Here is a 25,945-nt window from a genome sequence, read left to right as displayed (position 1 = left end):
GCCGCATGCAAAACAGCAAGGTCAGTATCATAATCCCTTTTAAAAACACTGCCCATTTTTTATCGGAATGTTTGGATTCCATTATGAGCCAAACTTATACCGATTGGGAGGTGTTGGCGGTAAACGACCACTCTACCGACACGAGCCTTGAGCTTCTCACCTCTTACTCGCAGAAAGACGAACGCATCAAAGTATTTGAAAATAAAGGAAATGGGATAATTCCTGCACTTCAAACAGCATATGGAAAAAGTTGTGGGGAATTCGTGACCCGAATGGATTCGGATGATATCATGGAACCGGACCGTTTGGAGGTTATGGTCAATTCGTTGATTGAGTACGGAAAAGGACATGTTGCCGTAGGACAGGTGAAATATTTTTCGAACAGGGGCATCAGCAACGGTTACCAACGTTATGAAGAATGGCTGAATCAATTAACATCTACCGGAAACAATTTTGATGAAGTTTATAAAGAATGCGTCATCCCTTCACCTTGTTGGATGACATATAGATCGGATTTTGAACAATGTGATGGTTTTGAACATAAACGATACCCCGAAGATTATGATTTAACTTTTCGATTTTACGAACATGGTTTCAAAATTATTCCCTGCGATCAAGTATTGCATCTTTGGCGCGATTACGACACCCGAACGTCACGCACTCACGAGCACTACGCCCAAAACTATTTTTTGGACATCAAACTGCACTATTTCCTAAAACTGGATTATGTCAAAAACCGGCCATTGGTAGTTTGGGGAGCTGGTTTTAAAGGGAAAAAAATTGCCAGAGGTTTAAAAAAAAGTGAGTTGGAATTTACTTGGTTATGTGATAATCCCAAGAAAATAGGTAAAAAGATATATGGAAAAAAACTTGTCCATTTTGACGAACTACAAAATTTAATAAATCCACAGAGCATCATCACTGTGGCCAATGAAGATGCCCAAAAGGAAATCAGGAGGTATTTTACAGAGCTGAATCAAAATCCAATGCAGGATTATTTCTTTTTTTGTTGATTCATATAGAGTTATTCGGCAGAACTCCAATGCCGGTGCAGTGGCGATTGTGTTTTGGTCATAGATAATTGCAAACCGAAGTTTGAAATCAGAATGTTTTAATGCCTATCTTTGACCAAGCAATGTTGGGAATGCAGTTTAAACATCCAGAACTTCTTTGGGCACTTTTTCTTCTAATCATACCCATTTTAATCCATTTATTCCAATTACGACGCTTTACCAAAACCCCGTTTACCAATGTGGCCATGTTGCAAAAGGTGGTCTCGGAATCCAGGAAAAGTAACACCTTAAAAAAGTGGTTGTTGTTGATTGCCCGATTATTTTTGCTTGCCGCCATCATTATAGCGTTTGCCCAACCATTCTCCTCGGCAAATACTGCACTTCAAGAAAAAGAGACCGTTGTTTATTTAGACGATTCCTTCAGTATGCAGGCAAAGAACAATGGAATTTCACTCTTGGAAAAAGCTGCGCAGGACTTTATTAAAAATGTTGGTGCCGATACTGAATTCAGTTTGTTTACCAATGAGAAAACGTTTAGCAATGTTAGGGTCGCCGATATCCAGAACTCGCTGTTAGCACTGCCTTTCACACACAAGCAATTGAAAATGGACGAAATTGGCCTTAAGGCCAGTACCCTATTTTCACAAAATAGAGGTAGTGTAAAAAACCTGATCGTTCTTTCAGATTTTCAGGAACGGATATCTAGTGGAGGTGATAAACTAGATTCCATGTTGCAAGTTCATTTTATACCTATGCAGGCTCGGGAGCTCCAAAATATTTCCATTGATTCCGTTTTTGTTGCTGACGCCCTAAATGACCAAGCCAAGCTGAAAGTATTCTTAACGGGCGGTAACGAGGATGAGGCCCTGCCCATTTCACTTTATAATGACGATGAACTGATCGCTAAAACAGCTGCAAAATTTAAATCGAACGGGGACGGTGAAGTCGAATTTACCATTCCTACGAATGAAGCGTTGAACGGACGCTTGAGTATCATTGATAATTCTTTGGGGTATGACAATCGTTTTTATTTTAATATCAATTCCAAAGAAAAAATAAAGGTGTTGGCCATCAGTGCATCGGATAGTGATTATTTGAACCGCTTATTCCGTGGCGAAGAGTTCGATTTTCAAAAATATCGACTGAATCAATTGGACTATAGCAGTTTGGGAGATCAAAATGTAGTAATCTTGGATGCTCAATCATCCATTCCCAGCAGCCTTCAAAATATACTGCGCACCTTTAAGAATGATGGAAATACTTTAATTATTGTTCCAGCAATAAACGCAGACATTTTATCCTATAACAGTTTATTGTCAAGTTTATCCAGCACACAATTTCTAGAAAAAGTGGTGACCGATGTACAATTGACCACCATAACTTTTGACCATCCATTGTACCGCGATGTTTTTGAAAAAGAGGTCACCAATTTTCAATATCCGTCGGTAAAGGAATATTTTAAAATACAGACCAGTCTACCTACGGCGTTGTCCATGGGCGGAGGCGATTCGTTTTTAGTGGGAGAAAATGGATTGTATGTGTTTACGGTTCCATTGGAATTGGAAAATTCCAATTTCATCAACTCGCCATTGATTGTGCCCACTTTTTACAATATGGCACAATCCAGCCTACAATCCCCGCAAACGTATCAAACTCTAGGTGAATTGAATACGTTGGACATTGCAGCGGAAATCGGAAACGATGACATCTTGAAGGTAGCTAAAGATGGTTATGAGTTTATCCCTCTGCAGCAGACATTCCCGAATCGGGTCCGTCTTTCATTTGATCAAAACCCTACGGAAGATGGAATTTACTCCGTACTCCAAAATCAACAGGTTCTACAAAATATAAGTTTTAATTATCCCCGGGCAGAAAGCAATCTCAAATATCTGGATATCGGTTCGTTGGATAATGTGAATTCCGTGGACTCCATTCCAGAGCTGTTCGAATATCTAGAAGCGGAGAACAACATTACAGCTTATTGGAAATGGTTTGTTATTTTAGCGTTGCTTCTGGCGCTGATAGAGGTACTCATTCAAAAATTTGTTACATGAACATTCTGCTGAAGTCTGCAAAAATTGTTTGTCCAGAAAACAAGGAACTACACTTGAAAAAGCGTGATATCCTTATAAAAAAAGGGGTGATTGAAAAAATTGGTGCCTCTGTTGAAGCTCCCAGCAGCGTAAAAGTGTTGGAAAAGGAGAACCTTCACGTCTCATTGGGCTGGTTTGATAGCAGTGTGGCATTTGGGGAGCCGGGTTTTGAAGAACGGGAGACCATTGCCAATGGATTGTTTACGGCCGGAAAAAGCGGTTTTACCGATATTGTGCTGAACCCAAATACGCATCCCGTACCCGATACGAGCTCTGACGTGGTCTTTTTAAAAGAACGTGGACAGGGCAAGGCGACCAAAATCCATCCGTTGGGAACTCTGACCAAAAATGCCGAAGGTATTGACCTGGCCGAGCTTTTTGATATGAGAAATGCTGGCGCAGTCGCTTTTTTTGATTTCAAAAAGCAAATCTCCAATCCCAATTTGCTCAAGATAGCTTTACTGTATGCCCAAAATTTTGATGGGCTGGTATACTCATTTCCGCAAGATGGCGATATCAAAGGAAAAGGTGTGGCCAATGAAGGGGAAGTGTCCACAAAACTTGGTTTAAAGGGAATTCCGGCATTGTCCGAAGAACTACAAATCGCAAGGGACTTGTTTATCTTGGAATACACCGGTGGAAAACTGCATATTCCGACAATATCATCGGAAGGCTCGGTAAAGCTGATTGCCGAAGCGAAGAAAAAAGGATTGGACGTGTCCTGTAGTGTGGCCGTTCACAACCTTTTCTATTCAGATGAAACTTTGGTTGGATTTGATACCAATTTCAAAGTCTCTCCTCCCCTGCGCACAAAGTCAGATTGCAAAGCTTTGATCAAAGGGGTGAAAAACGGGACCATAGATTTTGTGACATCGGACCACATTCCTATGGATGTTGAACATAAACGCGTGGAATTTGACAATGCAAAAAATGGTACCCTAGGTCTTGAGTCTTCATTTGGTTGTTTGAACACCATTTTTGAACTGGACGAAACTATTACATTGCTGACCAAGGGAAGGGCTCGATATCAAATAGAGTCTCCAAAACTGGAAGAAGGCGCCAAGGCGTGCTTAACCCTTTTCAATCCGGAAGGGAAATATACTTTTGACATAAAAGATATTCTTTCCACATCAAAAAACAGCATGTACGTTGGTGCTACCTTAAAAGGTAAAGTTTACGGCATGATAAATAACGATTTAAGTACCTTATAATGAGCGACGCATCCGCCCCAGGGAAGACAACCGCCGTAGTGGCATACATTACCATTGTTGGCTGCTTAATTGCCATCACCATGAACATTGAAGAAAAAAATGAATATGCCCGTTTCCATATTAGGCAGGCCTTTGGCATACATGTCCTTTTTCATGCCCTGGCCATTTTAATGACCTATGCGGGCTACGCATATTTAGCCGTTCCAGTCTATCTCTTTTATTTTGTGATTTGGATTTTTGGCTTTTTGCAAGCACTCAATGGCAGCATGAAACCTTTGCCTCTAGCGGGAAAGTATTTTCAAAAATGGTTCACATTCATATCTTAAACCAACAACATGTCCCTTAAAACCTTATCATTAGAATATTTGCTTAGACCTTCTTCCAAAGATTCAGGTGAAATTCCGGCACTTTTTATGTTCCATGGTTATGGTAGTAATGAAGAGGACCTATTCTCTTTCGCTTCTGAACTTCCAGAGGAATTAATGGTGATTTCCGTTAGGGCACCCTATAACCTTGAGCCTTTTGGATATGCGTGGTATGCCATCAATTTTGATGCTGAACAGGGTAAGTGGAGCGATGATGAACAGGCCAAAGAATCTAGGGAAAAGATTGTTGCGTTTATAGATGAGGCCATTGAAGCTTACAACCTTGATAAAGAAAATATTACCCTTTTAGGGTTCAGTCAAGGAACCATTCTGAGTTATTCCGTAGCATTGTCTTACCCTGAAAAAGTGAAGAATGTTATCGCATTGAGCGGATATATCAATGAAAACATTTTGGTTGATGATTATGCCCAAAAAGACCATAGCAAGCTAAATTTCTATGCTTCACATGGGCAAGTAGACCAGGTCATTCCTTTGGAATGGGCCCAAAAGTCGCCAGATTTCTTGGAAAAACTGAACATTCCAACGATATATGAGGAGTTTCCTGTGGGGCATGGTGTTTCCCAACAGAATTTTTTCTCGTTCAAAAAATGGTTGGAGAAACATATTTAATTAAACTATAATCTCTATTCAGTTTTTACCACCCTTTACCTTTTACCTATTATTTAATACTCCTGCGGGGCATAGAGCAAATGTTCCACCAGTGTAAAGTCAACGCTAAGATTATCCTTTAGTTCATACTTTATGATTATGTCGCCCCAATATTTACCATCGGAAAAATCGGCCAGAATCCATTTATGGTTCAATACTTTGATTTTATTGATTTTAAAATCACTCTCCATGCCCTCGTAAGGTATCAATGGATTATCACCTTTTCCCTCATTAGTTTCCAATAACTTATCCTGAATATATAGCGAAGGATTTTCAAGGTTTAGGTGTTCGTAATATGCCAAAGCATCGTCATTGTTCTCCAAAGTAAAGTATTGCATGTCCAATACCTTTAGGTGCATGGTCTGCAGAGAATCCTCCAACTGTACAACCTCTTCTTTGAGTTGCTTTATATCAGAAGTCAATGTCTTTTGCATATTGTTTCCCGTTACAAATTGGAAAAGCGCCAATAGGGCAGCGAAAACAAATAGGTATAGGAATATATTTTTTTTCATTACATCTAAATTTTGATTCGTAGGTTATCGTAGGCCAAATGTATGTTTTTGGGGAGACTTTTTTCCACTTCTTCATGAAATCCCAACAAAGCGCTGATATGCGTAAAATAGGTTTGCTCCGCCCCTACCTTTTCTGCAAACTCCAGAGCCTCTTCCAAATTAAAATGTGAATGATGTGGTTCGATTCGCAGTGCGTTTATCACCAATACTTTGGCTCCCTTCATTTTTTTTATCTCTTCTTCCTCTACCCGTTTCACATCGGTCATATAAATAAATTCTCCGAAACGGTAACCGAACACCTGTAATCTGTTATGGAAGGCCTCAATGGGAACCACATCCAAATTCCCTAATGGGATTTTGGTGTTTTTGTCGACTTCATTAACCTGAACAGCAGGAGCTCCGGGGTATCGGTCTTCATCGGCAAAAATATAATCGAACCTCTTTTTTAAGGATTGAATCACCCTTTGGTGCCCATAAATAGGGATATCACCCTGTCGAAAGAAAAAAGGACGGATATCGTCCATTCCCGCAGTATGGTCCGCATGTTCGTGGGTAAACAAAATACCATCCAATTTATCTATTGGATTGGCCAACATTTGTTGCCTAAAATCAGGACCACAATCAATCACATAATTGTAGTTGTTCCATGAAATCAATACGGAAACACGTAGTCTTTTATCCTTGGGGTCTTTGCTCAGGCAAACGGGATGATTGCTCCCGATTACAGGAATCCCCTGCGAAGTTCCCGTTCCCAAAAAAGTAATGGTCATCTGATCATCCATTAATTTCAAAATTATAACTTATTTATTTAATAGATTGATTGAAGAGTGTAACTTTGTTTCATCTTAAAAATTGGATATGCCTACCGTACCAAGCAAAGAAAATGCTTTTGAAAATATTCCTTCCATAAAGGCCAAAACCCTTAGGATAAACTTAAACCGTGATATTTACGGAACCTTTGCCGAAATTGGCGCAGGACAGGAAACCGCTAGGCATTTTTTTAGGGCCGGTGGAGCCTCTGGGACCATTGCAAAAGCGATGAGTGCTTACGACAAATCCTTTAGTGATGCGATTTATGGTATTGAGGAAGATGGTCGCTACGTTACCCAATCCCGTTTAAAGAAAATGCTGGACCACGAAATGCGGTTGGTCGAAGAGCGGATAAGCAGGGACAGCAACCCGGACTATCTATTTTTTAGCTACGCCAATACGGTTGCCACCATCGATTTTTCCAAAAGATATAAAGGACATGGATGGGTTGGATTGCGTTTTCAATTGGATCCCGATCAAAAAGAGTATGATGAAATTGTGCTCCACATCCGTTTTAAGCAAAATGAAGCCAGATTACAGCAAGAAACATTGGGGATACTTGGTGTTAACCTGATTTACGGAGCATTTTTCAAGTTCCACAAACCAAGAAAGCTTTTAAAATACCTTTATGATCATATCGACCACGATACGTTGGAGATTGATATGATCAACTTTACAGGACCCAATTTTGCCGATGTCGATAACCGTTTGATGAGCCTTCAGCTTATTAAAAACGATATGACGGATGCAGTGATGTTCGGACCTGATGGCAATAACCTATTACCGGCAGCCGTACTTTACAAAAAGAACATCTTGGCGCTCCGCGGAAGTTTTAGACCGGTTACCAAGGTGAACATGGACATGTTCCAGAAGTCCTACGATATTTTTGTGCGGGAGCAGACGGTGGATATGGAAAATGCCATTGTGGTGTTCGAGATAACATTATCCAACCTAAAGGCGGCAGGCGAAATTGATGAACAGGATTTTATGGACCGCGCCGAGCTACTTTGCTCTTTGGGCCACACGGTACTGATTTCCAAGTTCCAAGAGTACTACAAACTTGTAGAATACTTTAACAACTATACCAAGGCCAAGATTGGATTGACCATGGGTGTCAACAACTTGGTGGATGTATTTGATGAAAAATACTATCGTCACTTGAGTGGTGGTATTTTGGAGGCATTTGGTAAATTGTTCTTTAAGGATTTAAAGGTTTACCTATACCCCATGAAAGATCCCGAAACTGGACAAGTGCTGACCAGCAACAACGTAAAGGTTCACCCGAGGATGAAGGAATTGTACAAGTTCTTCAAGTACAATGGTAAGGTGATGGATATTATCGACTACGATCCTGATGTGTTGCATATTTTCTCAAGGGATGTGCTCAAGAAAATCATCAATAAAGATGAAGGCTGGGAAAAGGAATTACCAGAGGGTATTGCTGAAACCATCAAAGAAAAGAACCTGTTCACTAGAAAAGTTCTGGAAGAGAAAGAATAAAAAAAGGCGCTATATTAGCGCCTTTTTAGTTTTTAAAATGTCATATCTAGTTCGTTTTTTAAGCCAATATCTGTGCAGCATGATCTTTGGTCTTTACTTTCTCGATTACATTTTCCACTTTGCCATCGCCATCAACAACAAAAGTGGTTCGGTGAATACCATCATATTCCCTTCCCATAAATTTTTTGGGTCCCCATACACCAAATGTGTTGATTACCGTATGATCTTCATCAGCCAATAAAGGAAATGGAAATTCGTATTTATTCTTAAAATTTGATTGTTTTTTTTCAGAATCAGCACTTACCCCCAAAAGTTCATAGCCTTGCGCTTGTAATTCCTTATAATTATCGCGGAGATTACAGGCTTCTGCCGTACAGCCCGGGGTATTCGCTTTTGGATAGAAAAACACCACTAGTTTTTTTCCTTTGTAATCACTTAGATTAATTGTGTTCCCGTCTTGGTCTTTTGCTGAAAAATCAGGTACTTTATCTCCTACTTTTAACATATTCATGTGCGTTGCTCTTGAATTAAATGTTTAATATTTACATCAACAAAGTTAAACAAATATGACCAAACAAGAAAAGGTTGAATTCACGGTCAAAACCCTGGATGAACTTTATCCCACCATACCGATTCCATTAGATCATAAAGATCCGTATACCTTATTGATTGCCGTATTGTTATCGGCCCAAAGTACTGACGTTCGGGTAAATCAGATCACACCCTTATTATTTGCTAAGGCAGACAACCCCTTTGATATGGTAAAACTTACGGAAGAGGAAATCCGGGAAATTATTAAACCTGTGGGCCTCTCCCCTATGAAATCGAAGGGAATTTATGGACTTTCAAAAATTTTGATAGAAAAATATAATGGGGAAGTTCCAAGAAATATTTCCCTGTTGGAAGAGTTGCCTGCCGTGGGACATAAAACCGCAAGTGTCGTGGTTTCCCAAGCTTTTGGAATCCCTGCCTTTCCTGTGGACACCCATATTCATAGGTTGATGTACCGCTGGGGTTTCAGCAACGGAAAAAATGTGGTCCAAACGGAGCGCGATGCCAAGCGATTGTTCCCTGAGGAAATCTGGAATAGATTGCACCTTCAAATTATTTGGTACGGCCGTGAATATTCCCCAGCTAGGGGTTGGGATTTGGAAAAGGACATTATCACCAAGACGATTGGGAGAAAAACCGTGATCAACGAATATTATAAAAACAAAAAGAGCCGCTAATTGCGGCTCTTTTCGTCAGTTTGATCCTTAAATTAATTTAATGTTACTTCAAACTGGTGTTTCTTGTAGTCAACTACATGAATCGATTTTGAAAAGCTAAGTAAGAAATCAACAGTTTTCTGGCTCGCTTTTACCGTTTTTACGGATTTTTGTTCTTCAGAGTAAATGTTTTCCATATTCTAGCGTAAGTAATTGTTTCCATAGTATAACGGCGCTAGATTGGAAATATTGCAGGCTTCGACGTAATGCTCGATTAATTCGTTAAAACGATATTCTTGCGCTCTACAATCTTTCTTAGGTTGATAAGGGCATATCGCATTCTTCCCAAAGCCGTATTAATGCTAACGTTTGTGTTTTCGGATATTTCTTTAAAGCTCATATCCTTGTAAATACGCATGATCAATACTTCTCTTTGGTCGTCTGGCAACTCATCTATCAAAAGGGTAAGGTCGCTTTCGATTTGATCTTTGATGATTTGCTTTTCAGCATTCAACTTTTCGTCATGGATAACAGAAAAGATATTGAAGTCATCACTGCCCTCGAATTTGGGCATTCTTTTGTTCTTGCGGAAGTGGTCTATCACCAAGTTGTGCGCAATACGCATCACCCAAGGTAGAAATTTACCCTCTTCGCTGTATCTTCCTTTCTTCAAAGTTTTGATAACCTTGATAAAGGTATCTTGGAAAATGTCCTCTGCGACATCTCTGTCCAATACTTTGCTATAAATAAAGCTGGTGATTCTTTGGTTGTGCCTGTTGATAAGAATTTCAAGAGCCTTCTCGTCTCCGTCAATGTAGTTCTTTACTAAAATCGAGTCATTAATCTGTAGCTGTTCCATACAAATTACTTTTTTTGGGTTAAAATCACAGTCCTCCCTTTACCAAGAAAGACTTTAGTTATTCAGTTTTTAATCTTTAAAAAGTAATTATTCTGTATAGGCCTATCAGGATTTTAATTACACTTCAAATATAGATAAATAGCTAGGCGATCTAAAAATCTATGTTGTGAGTTGACGATTTTTATATGTTAACTGATGCAATATACGTATTAAGTGTGGCGTATCGTATCTTTGAGACCCTAATTTTAACGAATGGCAATCAATATAAACGTAGATCCCAAGCAGAATATTATCATAAAAGGTGCCAAACTGCATAACCTTAAAGACATAGATGTGGTCATCCCAAGAAACAAGTTGGTGGTTATCACAGGTTTATCGGGTTCAGGAAAATCCAGTTTGGCTTTTGATACTTTATATGCCGAAGGCCAGCGTAGGTATGTGGAGAGCCTTTCCTCCTATGCACGACAGTTTTTGGGAAAATTGGACAAACCAAAGGTGGACTATATTAAAGGTATAGCCCCCGCCATTGCCATTGAACAAAAAGTAAATTCCACCAACCCACGATCTACGGTCGGGACCACAACAGAAATATATGACTATCTAAAGTTGTTGTATGCTAGAATCGGGAAGACCATATCCCCTATTTCTGGCAAGGAAGTAAAGAAGCATACGGTTACCGATGTCATTAATCATATAAAAGAACTTAACGAAAGGGACAAGCTCCTATTGTTGGCGCCTATCGTTATTTCTGAAGAACGGGAACCGCTAAAATCGTTGGAACTCTTCTCCAAGCAAGGGTATGCGCGTATCAAATACAACGGAGAAGTTATTAGAATCGACCAAGCTCCCGAAGATATAGGAAGGGAATTCGACCTTGTTGTGGATCGTATCATTGTAAAGGATGATGAAGATTTCTACAACCGCTTGGCCAATGCCGTTGACAATGCTTTTTTTGAAGGAAAGGGCCAGTGTGCCATCGAGAACCTTAAAACTAACGAGATAAAAGCGTTCAGTAACCAGTTTGAGCTGGATGGAATGAAGTTTTTGGAACCGAACGTTCACCTGTTCAGTTTCAATAATCCATACGGAGCTTGCCCCAAATGTGAAGGCTACGGGGATGTAATCGGTATTGATGAAGATTTGGTGATTCCCAACACGGCACTATCTGTCTATGAAAATGCCGTTTTTCCGTGGCGTGGCGAAAGCATGAGTTGGTACCGCGACCAGTTGGTGAATTCGGCCTATAAGTTTGACTTTCCCATCCATAAACCTTGGTTCGAACTTTCCGAAGAACAAAAACAATTGGTCTGGGACGGAAACCAATATTTTATAGGAATCCACAAGTTCTTTGAACAACTGGAGGAGAAAAGCTATAAGATACAGAACAGGGTAATGCTTTCCCGTTACCGTGGTAAAACCAAGTGCACCGTATGTAAAGGAAAGCGATTACGCAAAGAGGCCGATTACGTAAAGGTAGGTGGCAAATCCATTTCAGATTTGATTGAACTACCTATTGATCAATTGACTCCGTTCTTTGAAGAACTACAACTATCCGAACATGATGCTGCCATAGCAAACCGACTTTTGAAGGAAATCACAACGCGTTTGGAATTTTTGGACAAAGTAGGTCTTAGCTATCTCACCTTGAATAGAAAGTCCAACACACTTTCCGGTGGGGAAAGCCAACGTATCAATTTGGCCACATCGTTAGGAAGCAGCTTGGTCGGTTCTATGTATATTTTGGATGAACCCAGTATTGGATTGCACCCACGGGACACCGAAAATTTGATTGAGGTCTTAAAATCCCTTCGTGACCTGGGCAACACCGTGATTGTGGTAGAACATGATGAAGACATTATGAAGGCTGCCGATGAAATTATTGACATTGGTCCAGAAGCAGGAACCTTGGGCGGAAACGTAGTGGCCACGGGAAATTGGGAAACTATCCTTAAATCGGATTCACTAACAGCATCTTACCTTAACGGAACTATGGAAATTCCAGTTCCGAAAGAGCGTAGAAATTCCAAACATTATATTCAAATTAAGGGAGCCCGCGAAAACAACCTTAAAAATATAGATGTTACCTTTCCTCTGAATGTGCTTACGGTAATCACAGGAGTATCAGGGAGCGGAAAAAGTACCTTGGTCAGAAAAATTCTGTATCCATCCATATTAAAGGAAACGGGGGGGTATGGAGAAAAAGCAGGTCAATTTTCGGCAATGGAAGGCAAGTATGCCCACATCAAACATGTGGAGTTTGTGGACCAGAATCCGATTGGCCGTTCATCACGGTCCAACCCCGTTACCTATATAAAGGCCTACGATGATATCCGAAGCTTGTTCGCTTCACAGAGGTTAAGCAAACTAAGAGGTTATCAGGCCAAACATTTTTCTTTTAATGTTGATGGGGGGCGTTGTGAAAAATGTAAGGGTGAAGGCGAGATTACCGTTGAGATGCAATTTATGGCCGACGTGCATTTGGAGTGTGATGCTTGTAATGGGAAACGTTTCAAAAAGGACATTCTCGAAGTACAGTTTGAAGGAAAGAACATTGACGACATCCTTAACATGACCATTGATGATGCCGTTGAACACTTTTCCATCCACCAACAAGACAAAATCGTAAACAAGTTAAAACCTTTGCAAGATGTCGGATTAGGTTATGTTGCGTTAGGGCAGTCCTCCTCTACTCTTTCTGGTGGTGAGGCCCAACGTATAAAACTTGCCTCGTTTTTGGTAAAAGGGCATACCAAAGAAAAGGCATTGTTCATTTTTGATGAGCCAACGACCGGACTTCATTTCCACGACATCAAAAAATTGCTCAAGTCTTTTGATGAACTTATAGATAAAGGACATTCCGTAATTGTAATCGAACACAATATAGAACTCATCAAATGTGCTGATTACATCATCGACCTTGGTTTGGAAGGTGGTGAAAAGGGAGGTCATTTAATTGTTGAAGGAACTCCCGAAGAAATCATCAAAAACACAAAATCATACACGGCCAAATATGTAAAGGAAAAGCTGTAGAAATAACTTTTTCAATCTTTAAACTGCTGCTTTTTCAAGTCTAAAAAACTGATTTTATACCAAGGTGTATAAAAATCGGTTAACTCATAATGCCCATATATCAATTCATTTGGGGCATCCGTCAATTGACCTAATAAATAATTAGGTCGATTCCTTAATATCGTGGGTTAGAACTTAACTCATACAGCCATGCTCTTTTCCAAATCATCCCCCGTAAAGAAACAGGACTTCCTATTTATGTTTCTTATTCTAGTTGGTATTATCTCGGTTTTGTTTGATAATGCTCCCAAAAAAGACAAATTTCAAGAATCCATAGATTTTATAGTAGGCGTTTCGGATGAAAAATCTCTGAATACCATAACAAGGTCTTTGGAAGCCGAAAACACTTTTGCCCCAGGAATTGCCATAACACTGGGAAGCAGCACCTTGACACCCAACAACGATTCTCCAGGTTGTACCACTATAAGGTATGTAATACGGGTGTTCAACACAAGTACTAACAATGAATCACTTGATGGGAATTCTTTGGTAATTGATATGGGTCCCGATATTACTGTTGGACCATTAGTAAGTGGTGACACCAATGACAACAACCAAATAGATGAAGGAGAAGTTTGGTTCTTTGAAGCATTTAAACCTATTACGGAGGCGGATAAGCTTGCCGAAACGGTGTTAAACCAAGCACATGTGGAAACAACAGTAGTTGGTCTCGGAACTACTGTTAGTGATGACTCTCACCCATCCGATATCAACTTGGACCAACCCACAACAACCAAAATAAGTTGTAGATCAGGTATTAGCATGCTTTTGAACGGAGTTACCAAAGATATAGGAGGAAACGATGGTGGCTGCGCTTTTGTCCAAATTACTTACGAGGTTCATTACACTAGCACAATTCCAGGAGAGACCTTTGAAAGTATAGTGGTATTTGGCCAGAACGGTGATGAATTTATAGCTCCGATTTCGGGAGACAGTTCTCCGTTTGGCGTTTTAGATCCTGGAGAAATTTGGATCTATACTGAAAACTACACCCCTTCAGCAGCAGAAGTTGCCGCAGGTGAAATATTGGTCCAAGGTTATGTGGAAGGAGTTACTGTACAAGATGCAAGTGTTTTGGTCTCAGATGTTTCGGATCCTATAGATCTTAATGCGGACAATCCCACTATTATCAATTTCTCTGCTTGTGCTCCCAGCATTAGTCTAATCAAAACCGGACAAGTAGTCCCTGGTTGTGAAGAAATTCTATACACCTTTACTGTGACCAATCAGGGAAATAACTTAACAAATCCCCTAAAAGGAGTTAACGTTGTGGACGAGACCTTTCCGCTTATGGCCATTAACGGTCCCCAATCAGATGCCAATAGTGATGGCGTAATGAGTCCCGCAGAGGTATGGGTGTTTACTGGTTCTTATGCAATAACCAATGCTGATATGTTAGCAGGAGAGGTTGTTAATCAAGCTCGCGTTACCGGTTCGATGGATTATCAAGGAACTGGTATTGATGTTGAAGATGATTCGGATTTTGAAAATGAAAAATTAGATCGTCCTACTGTGGTAGACCTTTCTGGGTGTATGCCCCGTATCTCTCTCATTAAAGAAGGTATTGTAAACCCGGACTGTTTGACTATTGATTATACATTTACAGTGGTAAATCAAGGAAACACTGGCCTTTTGTTAAATAATGTGGTATTGGCCGACTTAAACTTTCCAGGACTTGTCATTGACGGGCCATTTGGAGATAATGGAGATGATATACTGGACGGATCAGAAGTATGGACCTATACAGCTACTTACGATATAACCACGGATGATATAAATACAGGTAAAGTAGATAACCAGGCAAAAGTAACCGCAGATGTATTGAATTATCCGGGACTCAGTATTGAAGATGACTCAGATGACGACAATATCCTAGAGAACCAAGTAACAACTGTAGATCTATCAAGTTGCCAAACACCGGCCATTCAGGTCATTAAACAGGGAACGGCCGACGTGGACGAGGACAGCAATGGCTGTATCGACGGCATCACCTATACCTTTACCGTGACCAATACCGGCAACGTGGACCTGCATACCATTGTCCTTACCGATGACAAGATAAACGGACAGGTGCCCGGGCCGTTGGCCAACGAGGACGAGGGCAACGACGGCGTGCTCTCCGTGGGCGAGGACTGGGTCTTCCAGGCCACCTACGCCTTGGTGCAGGCCGACATAGACCTGGGCTCCGTGGACAACCAGGCCGATGTATCGGCACTATCCGTGGGGGACGACACGCCCGTCAACGATAGCGACAACATCAGCACACCACTGCCCGTAAACCTATGCGCACCGGCTCCGGCCATTCAGGTCATTAAACAGGGAACGGCCGATGTGGACGCCGACAGCGATGGCTGTATCGACGGTATCACCTATACCTTTACCGTGACCAATACCGGCAATGTCGACCTGTACACCATCGTGCTCAACGATGACAAGATCGGCGGGCAAGTGGCCGGGCCGTTGGCCAACGAGGACGAGGGCAACGACGGCGTGCTCTCCGTGGGCGAGGACTGGGTCTTCCAGGCCACCTACGCCTTGGTGCAGGCCGACATAGACCAAGGATCAGTGGACAACCAGGCCGATGTAACGGCACTATCCGTGGGGGACGACACGCCCGTCAACGATAGCGACAATATCAGCACACCACTGCCCGTAAACCTATGCGCACCGGCGCCAGCCATACAGGTCATCAAACAGGGAGCGGCCGATGTAGACCAGGACAGCGATGGCTGTATCGACGGCATCACCTATACCTTTACCGTCAACAACATAGGGAACGTGGATCTTTACACCATCGTGCTAAACGATGACAAAATTGGTGGGCAAGTGATAGGGCCGTTGGCCAATGAGGATGACAACAACGACGGCATCCTATCCGTGGGCGAGGACTGGGTATTCCAGGCCACCTACGCCTTGGTGCAGGCCGACATAGACCAAGGATCAGTGGACAACCAGGCCGATGTAACGGCACTATCCGTGGGGGACGACACCCCCGTCAACGATAGCGACAATATCAGCACACCACTGCCAGTGGATCTGTGTGATGAGGTACCTGTGCCATCAATAGGACTTATCAAAATAGGTTCTCTAGTTGATTTAAATATGGATGGTTGTGTTGAAACCATACTCTATTCATTCAGTGTAATCAACACAGGAAATGTGGATCTACAATCAATTGAATTAGTAGATAACCAACTGGGAGGTATAATCTCAGGACCGATCAATTCAAGTGATGATGGAAATGATGGAATCCTATCTGCAGGGGAAAGTTGGACATTTGAAGCTTACAAAGGGATTTCTCAAATCGATATCGATATGGGCTCTTTCAATAACCAAGCTACAGTAACCGCCGTTACAGTTGGTAATGATGAGGAGGTCATTGATTTCTCAGACGACAATAGTACTTCAGAAGATGATTCCACCAACACATTAATTCCAATTGATGCATGTATCGATGGAGGACCATCTATAGGCTTAATCAAACTAGGGGTACTAGCAGATACCGATGGAGATGAATGTCCAGATGGCATTAGATACATATTTACAGCTACCAACACAGGTTCCGTAAATCTGGAGCAACTAGTGATTACAGATGAAAAATTGTTGGAAACAGAGATTATTGGGCCCATGGAGAGCTCGGACATCGATGGAGATGGAGTACTTTCCGTAGGAGAGTCTTGGACCTATGAAGCAATCTATACCGTTACCGAGAAGGATACTGCAAACGGGGTTGTAAACAATCAAGCAAACATTACAGCCACTACGGTTGGTATGGGAATCCAAGTTTTTGACCAATCTGATGATGATAGCTTGCTCGAGGATGAGACAACAAGCACGGCAATTCCTGAATTCCTTTGTGATACCGATGGCTCTGGACCGGACAATTCAGGGTTCAAAATCTATACAGGAATGACTCCAAATGGTGATGGTGTTAACGATTACTTCAGAATCAGCAATATCGAAAACTATCCCAACAATGTCCTGAAGATTTTTAATAGATGGGGCTCACTGGTTTATGAAACTGAGAACTATGGATTGAGCGAAAATTTATTTAGAGGAATTTCCCAAGGAAAAGCCACAATAGCGAAGGATAGAACACTTCCGAGTGGCACGTATTTCTATACGCTCTTCTTCAAGGGAAACAATCCTGGAGAGGAAAGCTATTCAGGATACATCTACATAAATAGGGATTAACAGAAGTATTTAAAAAATAATGAACTTGAATATAAAATCATTTTATAAAAAAAAATCCATTTGGACCGTAGCAATGCTACTAATCTCCTGTTTTGAAACCATTAATGCGCAACAAGATCCACAATACACACAATACCTATACAATACCCAAATTGTGAACCCTGCCTATACCGGATCAAGGGAAGTATTGAGTTTTGGGGTTTTGGGACGCGTACAATGGGTGAATATAGAGGGAAGCCCTAGAACGGGCACCTTTACGGTAAGTTCACCAATAGGTCCTTCAAAAAACATGGGCTTGGGACTATCCATCGTATACGACCAAATTGGTCCGGCCACCGAGTCGAATGCGAATATAGATTACTCCTACTCTATTCAATTGGATCGTCATGATATCAGTAAACTATCCTTTGGTTTGAAAGCGGGAATGGATGTGTTGGATGTAGATTATTCCAAACTGACCATTTTTGAAAATTATGATCCGCTTTTTCAAAGTACGGTGGATAATAAAATACAGCCACAAATAGGTGCAGGTATATATTATCATACCCAAAAGTTTTATACTGGATTTTCCGTTCCCAATTTTCTCAATTCCAAACATTTTGATGAATCTTCTTTGGAAAACAACGAATTGGAAAGCATAGCAATAGAACGCTTGCACTACTTTTTCATAGCTGGTTATGTATTCGATATTGGCCCCAACCTTAAGTTTAAACCAGCGGTGTTGAGCAAGTTTGTTAGCGGTGCTCCCCTGCAATGGGACGGTTCCGCCAACTTTTTGATCAATGAAAAAATTACGTTGGGAGTCTCATACCGGTGGAATTCATCCATTAGTGGATTGGTCGGATTTCAAATATCGCAATCCTTGTTTATAGGATTGGCTTATGATTATGATTCAACAACCATAAAAGACTATAGCAGTGGCTCCTACGAAGCTGTTATCCGTTTTGATGTATTTAACAGACTGGAGAAAATCCTAACCCCAAGATTCTTCTAAATAAAACTTTCATGTACCTAAAGACTATTGTAAAAATTGTAGTGGCAATTGTAATGGTTTGCCCTATGAATGCCCAAAAAAAGAACATTAAAAAAGCAGATGAGGTATTTGAAGCCTACTCCTATATAGATGCTCGGGAAATCTATTTAAACGTGGTTAAGGAAGGGTTTGAATCTCCCCAAGTATTTCAAAAATTAGGGGACACCTATTATTTCAACAGTGAATATACCGATGCCTTAACGTGGTACGAAAAACTAATGGAGAAATACCCGAACAACGTTCCTCCTATTTACTACTACAGAACAGCCCAAAGCCTAAAAAGTACCGGAAAATATCAAGAATCCAAGAAAATGATGGGGCGATTTGCAAGCCTTTCCGCAGATACGGAATTAGCAAAAAACTTTATGAACGATTATCCGGCGCTAGACAGTCTTGTTGATTTTAAATCCAAAGAGTTTGAAGTTTACAATGTGACCGAACTCCTAACGAATTCGGATTTTGGCCCCTCCTTTTATGGAGAGGACAAACTGGTTTATGCAACTGCATCGGGCAATACCATGGGCAATAAAACCCATGATTGGTCCGGACTCCCCTACCTTGACCTTTATGAAGCACAATTGGACGAGGAATGGAGGTTAACAAAACCTAAACCTTTGGAAGGGGAAATAAACACTCCATACCATGAGGCCAGCGCTACGTTCACCAAAGATGGCCAAACGGTATATTTTACCCGAAACAACTATAAAAATGGACGAAAAAGAAAGAATAGGGACAAATTGGTGAATCTTAAGGTGTATAAAGCAATTAAAATGGATGATGGAACTTGGGGAAATGTCGAAGAACTCCCTTTCAATGATAATTCATCTTCTATCGCCCACCCTACTTTGAGCTATGATGAAAAACGTCTCTATTTTTCTTCTAACATGGAAGGAACCATTGGGGAATCAGATATTTGGTATGTGGATATTTTAGATGATGGAAGTTATGGCCCTCCTACGAATCTGGGTACAAAAATAAATACCGAAGCTAGAGAAGCTTTTCCCTATGTTACCGAAAGCAATAATCTTTATTTCTCCAGTGATGGACACTTAGGACTTGGTGGACTTGATATTTTTGTAATCTCCCTCAACAATGAAGGAGCTTATAAAGAGGTTACCAACCTAAAACAGCCTATAAATTCCAATAAAGACGATTTTGGATTCATTATAAAGGAAGATAAAAAAATTGGATTTATGTCTTCTAACCGAGATGGTGATGATGGCAGTGTTTCCGATGACATTTATAGGATTTGGGAGATCTGCGGTGAAATCGTTATTCAAGGTATCATATCCAATGGAAAAACAGGCGAAGCGCTCAAAAATGCCACTGTGCAATTGCTCAATAAAAATGGACGAGTAGTCTCAGAGACCAAAACGGATGAGCAAGGAAGTTATAGGTTTGGTGATTTCTTGAACTGTACCGAAAAATACACAGTGCAAGCCTCGTACCGTGATTACGAGAAGAATGAAAAATCCGTGACTACCCCAAGAGGTTCCGATGTGGTTCAAACCGACTTGGAACTCACTCCACCCGAGTGTCCCGAAGATGATTTAGGATGTAGGTTAACGTTGCAACCCATCTATTTTGATTATGGCAGACATAACATCAGGCCGGATGCTGAAGTGGAACTGGCCAAAATTCTACAAGCCTTAAAAGAGTATCCACAGTTAAAAATACATATTGAATCCCATACGGATTCCAGATCTAGTTCAAGCTTTAACCTGCGTTTATCGGAGAGACGTGCCCAGGCAACCATGCAATGGTTTATACGAAAAGGGATTGCAAAGGACAGATTGACGGCCAAAGGTTATGGAGAATCCATGTTATTGAACCATTGTTCTAACGGTGTACAATGCTCTGAGGATGAACATGCGCTTAACCGAAGGTCCATGTTCATTATCAAAAATTAAATCTTCTGTATTAAAGGGTTTAAATTATGTTTTGATTTGGTTCAAGAGTTAAAATACTGGGGTACCCTGTGCCCCATTTTTTATTCTTCTTTCTACAAATAGGAAAGAAGGCAGTTCTCATATCTACTTAACTATACAATTAGAAAAACTACACAAACACAACGCCATATCGCCCACACCATTTTATAGATTTTCCCTACTGAAATACAATCAGTTAAGCGCAACATTCTTGCGCATTTGATACTCTTTAAAAGCTACACTTTATTCGAATATCAATTCAAAAGGCCCATTCATAAATTCAAATGGGGGTATCGTCAATTGGCACCTCAAACTAAGCTCTAGATACACTTCTTTTGCGTAGAAAATTAGTTTTCTGTCTTACTTATTTTGACTCGATTCCAATACATGAAACCAAACCAATTTTCTCTTAAATAACTAATCAAATTTTTCCTAATGAGAAATAAGAACTTAAACCGGTCTTACCTAACCTCAAGTATGAATACCATACTACGCCTTTCCATATTATTCTTGGCAATAGGTTCATATGTAAAAGGGTTGGCTTACACACCAAAAAGTACTTCCCTCCCACTTGTACCATCCATTACCTTGGAGCAATCAGGTATTGCCATCGAAGATATTGATGCTGGTCCAGGTTGTAATTATATTCTTTACACTTATACTGTTACCAACACCAGTACCAATGGAGAGGTTTTTACCAACCTAAATCTAAATCATTCCCTACCAGTATTAGGTGATTTAATAACCTTTAATGGTGGAGATGATAACAATAATAATTTATTGGATGTTGGTGAGGTCTGGGAATATTCTGCCATTTATTCAATCCAATCCATAGATATCAATAGTGGGCAGGTAAACAGTGAAGCTACTGTTAACGCCGATGTAGAAGGACAACCAGGGGAAACTGTTTCCGACCAAGACACCAGCGAAATAGATTTAACTTTTTGCCAAGGTGGAATTGCTGTGGTAAAACAAGGGTTTTCCACAAACGATTTGGACCAGGGCGGAGCAGGCTGTATTTACATATTTTACAACTTTACCGTTACAAATCAAGGAGAACAAGTATTAGAAAATCTAATCTTGATAGATCCTCTTTTGGGCGGTGAAATAGTTGGGCCAGAAGAAGGTGATAGTAATACCAATGGCAAGCTGGATTTAAATGAAACTTGGGTCTATCAATCCGTTTATGAGATACAACCTGAAGATATAGCCAATGGAATGGTGGAAAATCAAGCAGAGGTTACAGGTAATGTAAACGGTAAACCTGATGTAACGGTAAGCGACTTATCTCATTTTGAAGATCCATTTGATGACTCCCCAACCGTGGTCAGTCTTCTCCACTGCCAAACCCCGGATATGGGACTTATAAAAGAAGGCTTGGTGGTAGATTCTAACGGAGACGAATGTTTGGATAGTATTCTGTACACGTTTACCTTGACCAATACCGGCAATGCCGATTTGGATGGGATAACTCTAGTAGACCCCCTATTGGGCGGAGAAATCACCGGACCAATTGATGGATCGGACGAAGGCGATGATGGAGTTCTTACCGTTGGAGAGACATGGACTTATTTGGCTTTGTACGCCATAACGCAAGAGGATATCGACAATGGTGCAGTAGTAAACCAGGCAAGCGTTTCCGGATTTACGCCATTGGATGCCTTGGTTGAAGACCTTTCGGATGATGATAGCCTATTTGAAGATAGCCCCACAAGAACAACTGTAACCGAAAATACTTGTACGGATGGCAGTCCCGACCCGGATTCTGGTTTAGGGCTAATCAAACAAGGGGCACTTATTGATAGTGATAATAATGAATGCGCCGAAGGTATCCTTTACAACTTTAGTATTGTCAACCTTACCGATATTGCCATGGTAAATGTTGTGCTTACCGATGAGTTGTTAGGAGGTGTGATTAACGGGCCCATAAGTGATGAAAATAACGATGGCATCCTCTCCCCTGACGAAGTCTGGACCTATGAAACCACCTACGAAATTCAACAAGCAGATATTGATGCAGGATCATTTGTAAATCAAGCCAGCGCTACTTCGTCTCTTTTCGGTTTAAATGTTCAGTATGATGATTTATCCGACAACGACAGCTATAATGAAAACGAACCTACCATAATTAATATTCCTGTGGATGCCTGCCCAGATGGAGGGAATCCCGAAAACCCTGAAGAACCTATAGAACCGCTTGCCTTTGAAATTTTTAATGGGATTACACCCAATGAAGACGGGCTCAACGACTTTTTCTTTATCCAAGGGATAGAAATCTATCCTCAAAATAAGCTTCAAATATTCAATAGGTGGGGCGTAATGGTCTACGAGAAAGAAGGCTATGGTACCGATGCTGACCTGTTCTATGGAATTTCTGATGGTAGAACTACTGTAAGAAAGAACGAAGAATTACCCAGTGGCACCTATTTCTACATTCTCACATTTACAGAAACCAATCCTGGAGAAGCTGAATATACAGGCTACCTATACATTAATCGAGGATAAAACATAGCAATCAACATAGATGAAAAATTTAGAACAAAAATCAATTAAATGGTACGTCTGCATTTTTATGTTGCTTACGGCTATAGTTGGCATAAATGCACAGCAAGACCCACAATACACCCAATACATGTACAATACCCAAGTGGTAAACCCCGCCTACGCAGGCTCAAGGGAAGTCTTAAGCTTTGGTCTATTGGGAAGAACGCAATGGGTAGGTTTCGAGGGGTCTCCACAAACGGCAACCTTTACCGTAAACTCCCCAATCGGACTATATAAAAACATGGGTCTGGGACTTTCCATAGTACATGATCGGATTGACCCCCAAGTAGAGTCCAATGTAGTGGTGGACTATGCATATAGGGTAAACGTGGGGCTGAATACCAAACTGTCAATGGGTTTAAAAGCTGGATTGGACATATTGAACATTGACTATACTTTACTCAATATTTATGCAGAGAATGACCAGTTTTTTCAAAATAATATCAACAATACGATTTTACCACAGGTTGGAGCTGGCGTTTATCTGAACAATGAAAAGTTCTATGCAGGAATATCTGTTCCCAATTTTTTGAACTCCAAGCATTTTGATGACAGCGATTTACAAAACGTAGATGCCAATGATATCGCCGTAGAACGTCTGCATTACTTTTTAATAGCTGGCTGCGTGTTCGACCTGAACCAAAATCTAAAGTTTAAACCGGCAACATTGGTAAAATATGTAAGCGGCGCACCTTTGCAATGGGATCTTTCCGCGAATTTCTTGATCAATGAAAAATTTACACTGGGAGCATCCTATCGTTGGAGCGCATCGATTAGTGCCTTGGCAGGATTCCAAATCACAAACAACTTCTTTGCTGGATTTGCGTACGATTATCAATCCACCAAAATAGAACAGTTCAGTAATGGGTCTTATGAGGTCTTCCTACGATTTGAACTCTTCAATAATGATCGTGTAGTAACCCCAAGATTCTTCTAATACAAAAGCTATGACCAAAAAAAATATCATTCAAATCTTTTTACTCCTGTGCATAGTTCCAATGGGTATTGCCCAAGAGAGCAAAATCAAAAAGGCAAATGAAGATTTTTTCAACTATGATTATATAGATGCAAGAAAAATATATTTAAAGGTGGTCGAAGATGGTTACACTTCCGCCCAAGTATTTGAAAAATTAGGGGATACCTATTACTTTAACAGTGAATATGCCGAAGCTTCAAAATGGTATGTAAAACTAATAGAGCAATATCCTGATGAAGTAAAGAACGAATATTATTTTAGAACAGCACAAACGCTTAAAAGTGTGGGCAAATTCGACGAATCCAAAGCTATGATGGAGAAATTTCAGGCGTCTTCCAACACTTCGGACTTGGCTCAAAACCAATTAAACAATTGGAAGTCGTTTGAAGACCTGAGCAGTTCCGAAAACAAAAAATTTAAGGTATCCAACATTACTCCGAATATGTCCGGGTCGGATTTTGGCCCCTCCTTTTATGGTGATAAAATCGTATTTGCGTCATCTTCAATCAATACTGAGGGGAACAAAGTGCACGACTGGAACGGACTCCCCTATTTGGACCTTTTTGAAGCGGAAATCGGAGAGAACGGAAACCTTTCCAATATTCAGGCTCTAAAGGGAGAAATCAACTCCCCGTACCACGAATCCTCCCCTGTATTCACTAAAGATGGTAATACCGTCTATTTTACCCGAAACAATTATATCAACGGCAAAAAGAAAAGAGGAAAAAAAAGATTGGTGAGCTTAAAAATTTACAAAGCCACCAAAAAGGATGATGGTATATGGAGCAATGTCACGGAACTTCCTTTTAACGATGATTCCTACTCAACGGCCCACCCCGCTCTTAACAATGAGGAAACAAAACTATACTTCTCCTCAAATATGGAGGGTACTTTGGGTGAATCTGATATCTGGTATGTGGATATACTGGATAATGGAAACTATGGCAAACCTGTTAACATGGGGCCGGAAATAAACACGCAAGAGCGTGAAACGTTTCCTTTTATAAGTGATAAAAATAAACTCTTCTTTTCAAGTGATGGTCATGTAGGACTTGGCGGATTGGATATTTTCATGGCATCTTTTAATGATGGGATGGGCTATTGGAGCATTCAAAATTTAGGACAGCCCATCAATTCAAATCAAGATGATTTTGGTTTCATTGTTCGAGAAGATGAAAAAATAGGTTATTTATCCTCTAACAGAGGTGGTATTGGCGGTAGTAGTTTTGATGATATTTATATCGTCTCAGAAAACTGTAAACCTATAATTTATGGTGCTGTTACCGATGCCAAAACAGGAAAGCCGTTGGAAGGTTCAATAGTGTACTTAATAGACAAGGACAATAAAATCGTGTCACAACAAATCACCGAACAGAATGGCAATTATGCTTTTGAAGAGAACATAGCCTGTGAAAATCAATATGTAATAAGGGCATCCAATGATGAAAAAGAATATCAACCATTGGAAAAAGTGATAAACACACCGGCAGGTTCAATGTCTTTACAAGTTGATCTAACCCTTGTTCCACCCGATTGTGCTGTCAACGATTTAGGATGTAGATTAGACCTTCAGCCTATCTATTTTGACTTTGACAAACACAATATACGTTCAGATGCTGAGGTCGAATTGGCCAAAATACTACAGGCCATGAAGCAATATCCACAATTGAACATCCATATAGAATCCCATACAGATTCCAGGGGAGACGACAACTACAATTTGCAACTGTCGGAAAGAAGGGCCAAATCAACCCTTGAATGGCTCGTAGAAAAAGGTATTGACCAAGATAGATTATCTTCTAGAGGTTATGGGGAGTCACAGTTGATCAATAACTGTACAAATGGAGCGGATTGTACGGTAGAGGAGCATCAATTAAACCGAAGGTCTATGTTTATTATTCAACAATAAGCTTTAAACTACTTAATTTTTTATTGATAATCAGCGTGTTATATTTTTGGCA

Annotated in this window: 18 protein-coding genes; 14 read left to right on the top strand and 4 right to left on the bottom strand. The window is 40.6% G+C overall.

Features of this window, described 5'->3' with window-relative positions; all coding sequences use genetic code 11:
- The first annotated feature begins 5 nt into the window (after positions 1-5).
- From GUA46_RS07245 to GUA46_RS07225, 5 genes are all read left to right on the top strand, one after another.
- On the top strand, positions 6-1,013 hold the full coding sequence (locus GUA46_RS07245; protein WP_176619923.1) for a glycosyltransferase family 2 protein: 1,008 nt from the start codon (positions 6-8) through the stop codon (positions 1,011-1,013).
- Between the two features lie 131 nt (positions 1,014-1,144).
- Positions 1,145-3,067: a BatA domain-containing protein gene (locus tag GUA46_RS07240; protein ID WP_229418465.1), complete on the top strand. Its 1,923-nt coding sequence runs from the start codon at positions 1,145-1,147 to the stop codon at positions 3,065-3,067.
- A complete protein-coding gene (locus tag GUA46_RS07235) occupies positions 3,064-4,317 on the top strand; it encodes a dihydroorotase (protein WP_176619921.1) in 1,254 nt (417 codons plus the stop codon). Before GUA46_RS07240 ends, GUA46_RS07235 begins: the two co-directional genes overlap by 4 nt.
- The gene (locus tag GUA46_RS07230; protein ID WP_176619920.1) at positions 4,317-4,643 is read left to right on the top strand and encodes a hypothetical protein; all 327 of its coding nucleotides are present in this window, start codon (positions 4,317-4,319) and stop codon (positions 4,641-4,643) included. The genes GUA46_RS07235 and GUA46_RS07230 overlap by 1 nt, the downstream gene beginning before the upstream one ends.
- Positions 4,644-4,652: 9 nt before the next feature.
- A complete protein-coding gene (locus GUA46_RS07225; protein WP_176619919.1) occupies positions 4,653-5,312 on the top strand; it encodes an alpha/beta hydrolase in 660 nt (219 codons plus the stop codon).
- Positions 5,313-5,365: 53 nt separating this feature from the next.
- Here GUA46_RS07225 and GUA46_RS07220 read toward each other — a convergent pair whose 3' ends face one another.
- Together GUA46_RS07220 and GUA46_RS07215 are read right to left on the bottom strand one after the other, a co-directional pair.
- Entirely contained in the window at positions 5,366-5,863 is a 498-nt protein-coding gene (locus tag GUA46_RS07220; protein ID WP_176619918.1) for a hydrolase, read from the bottom strand.
- A 5-nt stretch (positions 5,864-5,868) separates the two neighbouring features.
- Positions 5,869-6,645 carry an MBL fold metallo-hydrolase gene (locus tag GUA46_RS07215; RefSeq protein WP_229418464.1) on the bottom strand — a complete coding sequence of 259 codons (777 nt, stop codon included), beginning with the start codon at positions 6,643-6,645 and terminating at the stop codon, positions 5,869-5,871.
- Positions 6,646-6,721: 76 nt separating this feature from the next.
- Here GUA46_RS07215 and GUA46_RS07210 point away from each other — a divergent pair, with 76 nt between their 5' ends.
- Complete coding sequence (locus GUA46_RS07210) at positions 6,722-8,173, top strand: nicotinate-nucleotide adenylyltransferase (protein ID WP_108246134.1); 1,452 nt, start codon at positions 6,722-6,724, stop codon at positions 8,171-8,173.
- Between the two features lie 58 nt (positions 8,174-8,231).
- Here the strand turns inward: GUA46_RS07210 and bcp are convergent, their stop codons facing one another.
- On the bottom strand, positions 8,232-8,684 hold the full coding sequence (gene bcp / locus GUA46_RS07205; RefSeq protein WP_176619917.1) for a thioredoxin-dependent thiol peroxidase: 453 nt from the start codon (positions 8,682-8,684) through the stop codon (positions 8,232-8,234).
- A 55-nt stretch (positions 8,685-8,739) separates the two neighbouring features.
- Here bcp and GUA46_RS07200 point away from each other — a divergent pair, with 55 nt between their 5' ends.
- Positions 8,740-9,402: an endonuclease III domain-containing protein gene (locus tag GUA46_RS07200; protein ID WP_176619916.1), complete on the top strand. Its 663-nt coding sequence runs from the start codon at positions 8,740-8,742 to the stop codon at positions 9,400-9,402.
- Between the two features lie 253 nt (positions 9,403-9,655).
- Here the strand turns inward: GUA46_RS07200 and GUA46_RS07195 are convergent, their stop codons facing one another.
- Positions 9,656-10,240, bottom strand: a complete 585-nt coding sequence (locus tag GUA46_RS07195; protein ID WP_108246137.1) for an RNA polymerase sigma factor — start codon at positions 10,238-10,240, stop codon at positions 9,656-9,658.
- A gap of 252 nt (positions 10,241-10,492) precedes the next feature.
- Between GUA46_RS07195 and uvrA the strand changes: the two genes are divergently transcribed.
- The 7 genes from uvrA (at position 10,493) to GUA46_RS07160 (ending at position 25,893) form a co-directional block, all read left to right on the top strand.
- Positions 10,493-13,270, top strand: coding sequence for an excinuclease ABC subunit UvrA (gene uvrA, locus GUA46_RS07190; RefSeq protein ID WP_176619915.1), 2,778 nt, complete (start codon positions 10,493-10,495; stop codon positions 13,268-13,270).
- 189 nt (positions 13,271-13,459) lie between these two features.
- Positions 13,460-17,503 (top strand): gliding motility-associated C-terminal domain-containing protein, encoded by a 4,044-nt coding sequence (locus tag GUA46_RS07185; RefSeq protein WP_176619914.1) that lies wholly within the window; start codon positions 13,460-13,462, stop codon positions 17,501-17,503.
- A 19-nt stretch (positions 17,504-17,522) separates the two neighbouring features.
- Positions 17,523-18,497 carry a PorP/SprF family type IX secretion system membrane protein gene (locus GUA46_RS07180; protein WP_176619913.1) on the top strand — a complete coding sequence of 325 codons (975 nt, stop codon included), beginning with the start codon at positions 17,523-17,525 and terminating at the stop codon, positions 18,495-18,497.
- Between the two features lie 11 nt (positions 18,498-18,508).
- Positions 18,509-20,446 (top strand): OmpA family protein, encoded by a 1,938-nt coding sequence (locus tag GUA46_RS07175; RefSeq protein WP_176619912.1) that lies wholly within the window; start codon positions 18,509-18,511, stop codon positions 20,444-20,446.
- 495 nt (positions 20,447-20,941) lie between these two features.
- Positions 20,942-22,969, top strand: a complete 2,028-nt coding sequence (locus tag GUA46_RS07170) for a gliding motility-associated C-terminal domain-containing protein (protein WP_176619911.1) — start codon at positions 20,942-20,944, stop codon at positions 22,967-22,969.
- A gap of 19 nt (positions 22,970-22,988) precedes the next feature.
- Entirely contained in the window at positions 22,989-23,945 is a 957-nt protein-coding gene (locus GUA46_RS07165; RefSeq protein WP_176619910.1) for a PorP/SprF family type IX secretion system membrane protein, read from the top strand.
- A gap of 10 nt (positions 23,946-23,955) precedes the next feature.
- A complete protein-coding gene (locus tag GUA46_RS07160) occupies positions 23,956-25,893 on the top strand; it encodes an OmpA family protein (protein WP_176619909.1) in 1,938 nt (645 codons plus the stop codon).
- The last annotated feature ends 52 nt before the right edge of the window (positions 25,894-25,945 follow it).

Source organism: Flagellimonas chongwuensis, assembly GCF_013376415.1.
Taxonomy (GTDB): Bacteria; Bacteroidota; Bacteroidia; order Flavobacteriales; family Flavobacteriaceae; genus Flagellimonas; species Flagellimonas chongwuensis.
This window is presented reverse-complemented; position numbering and strand designations above follow the sequence as displayed.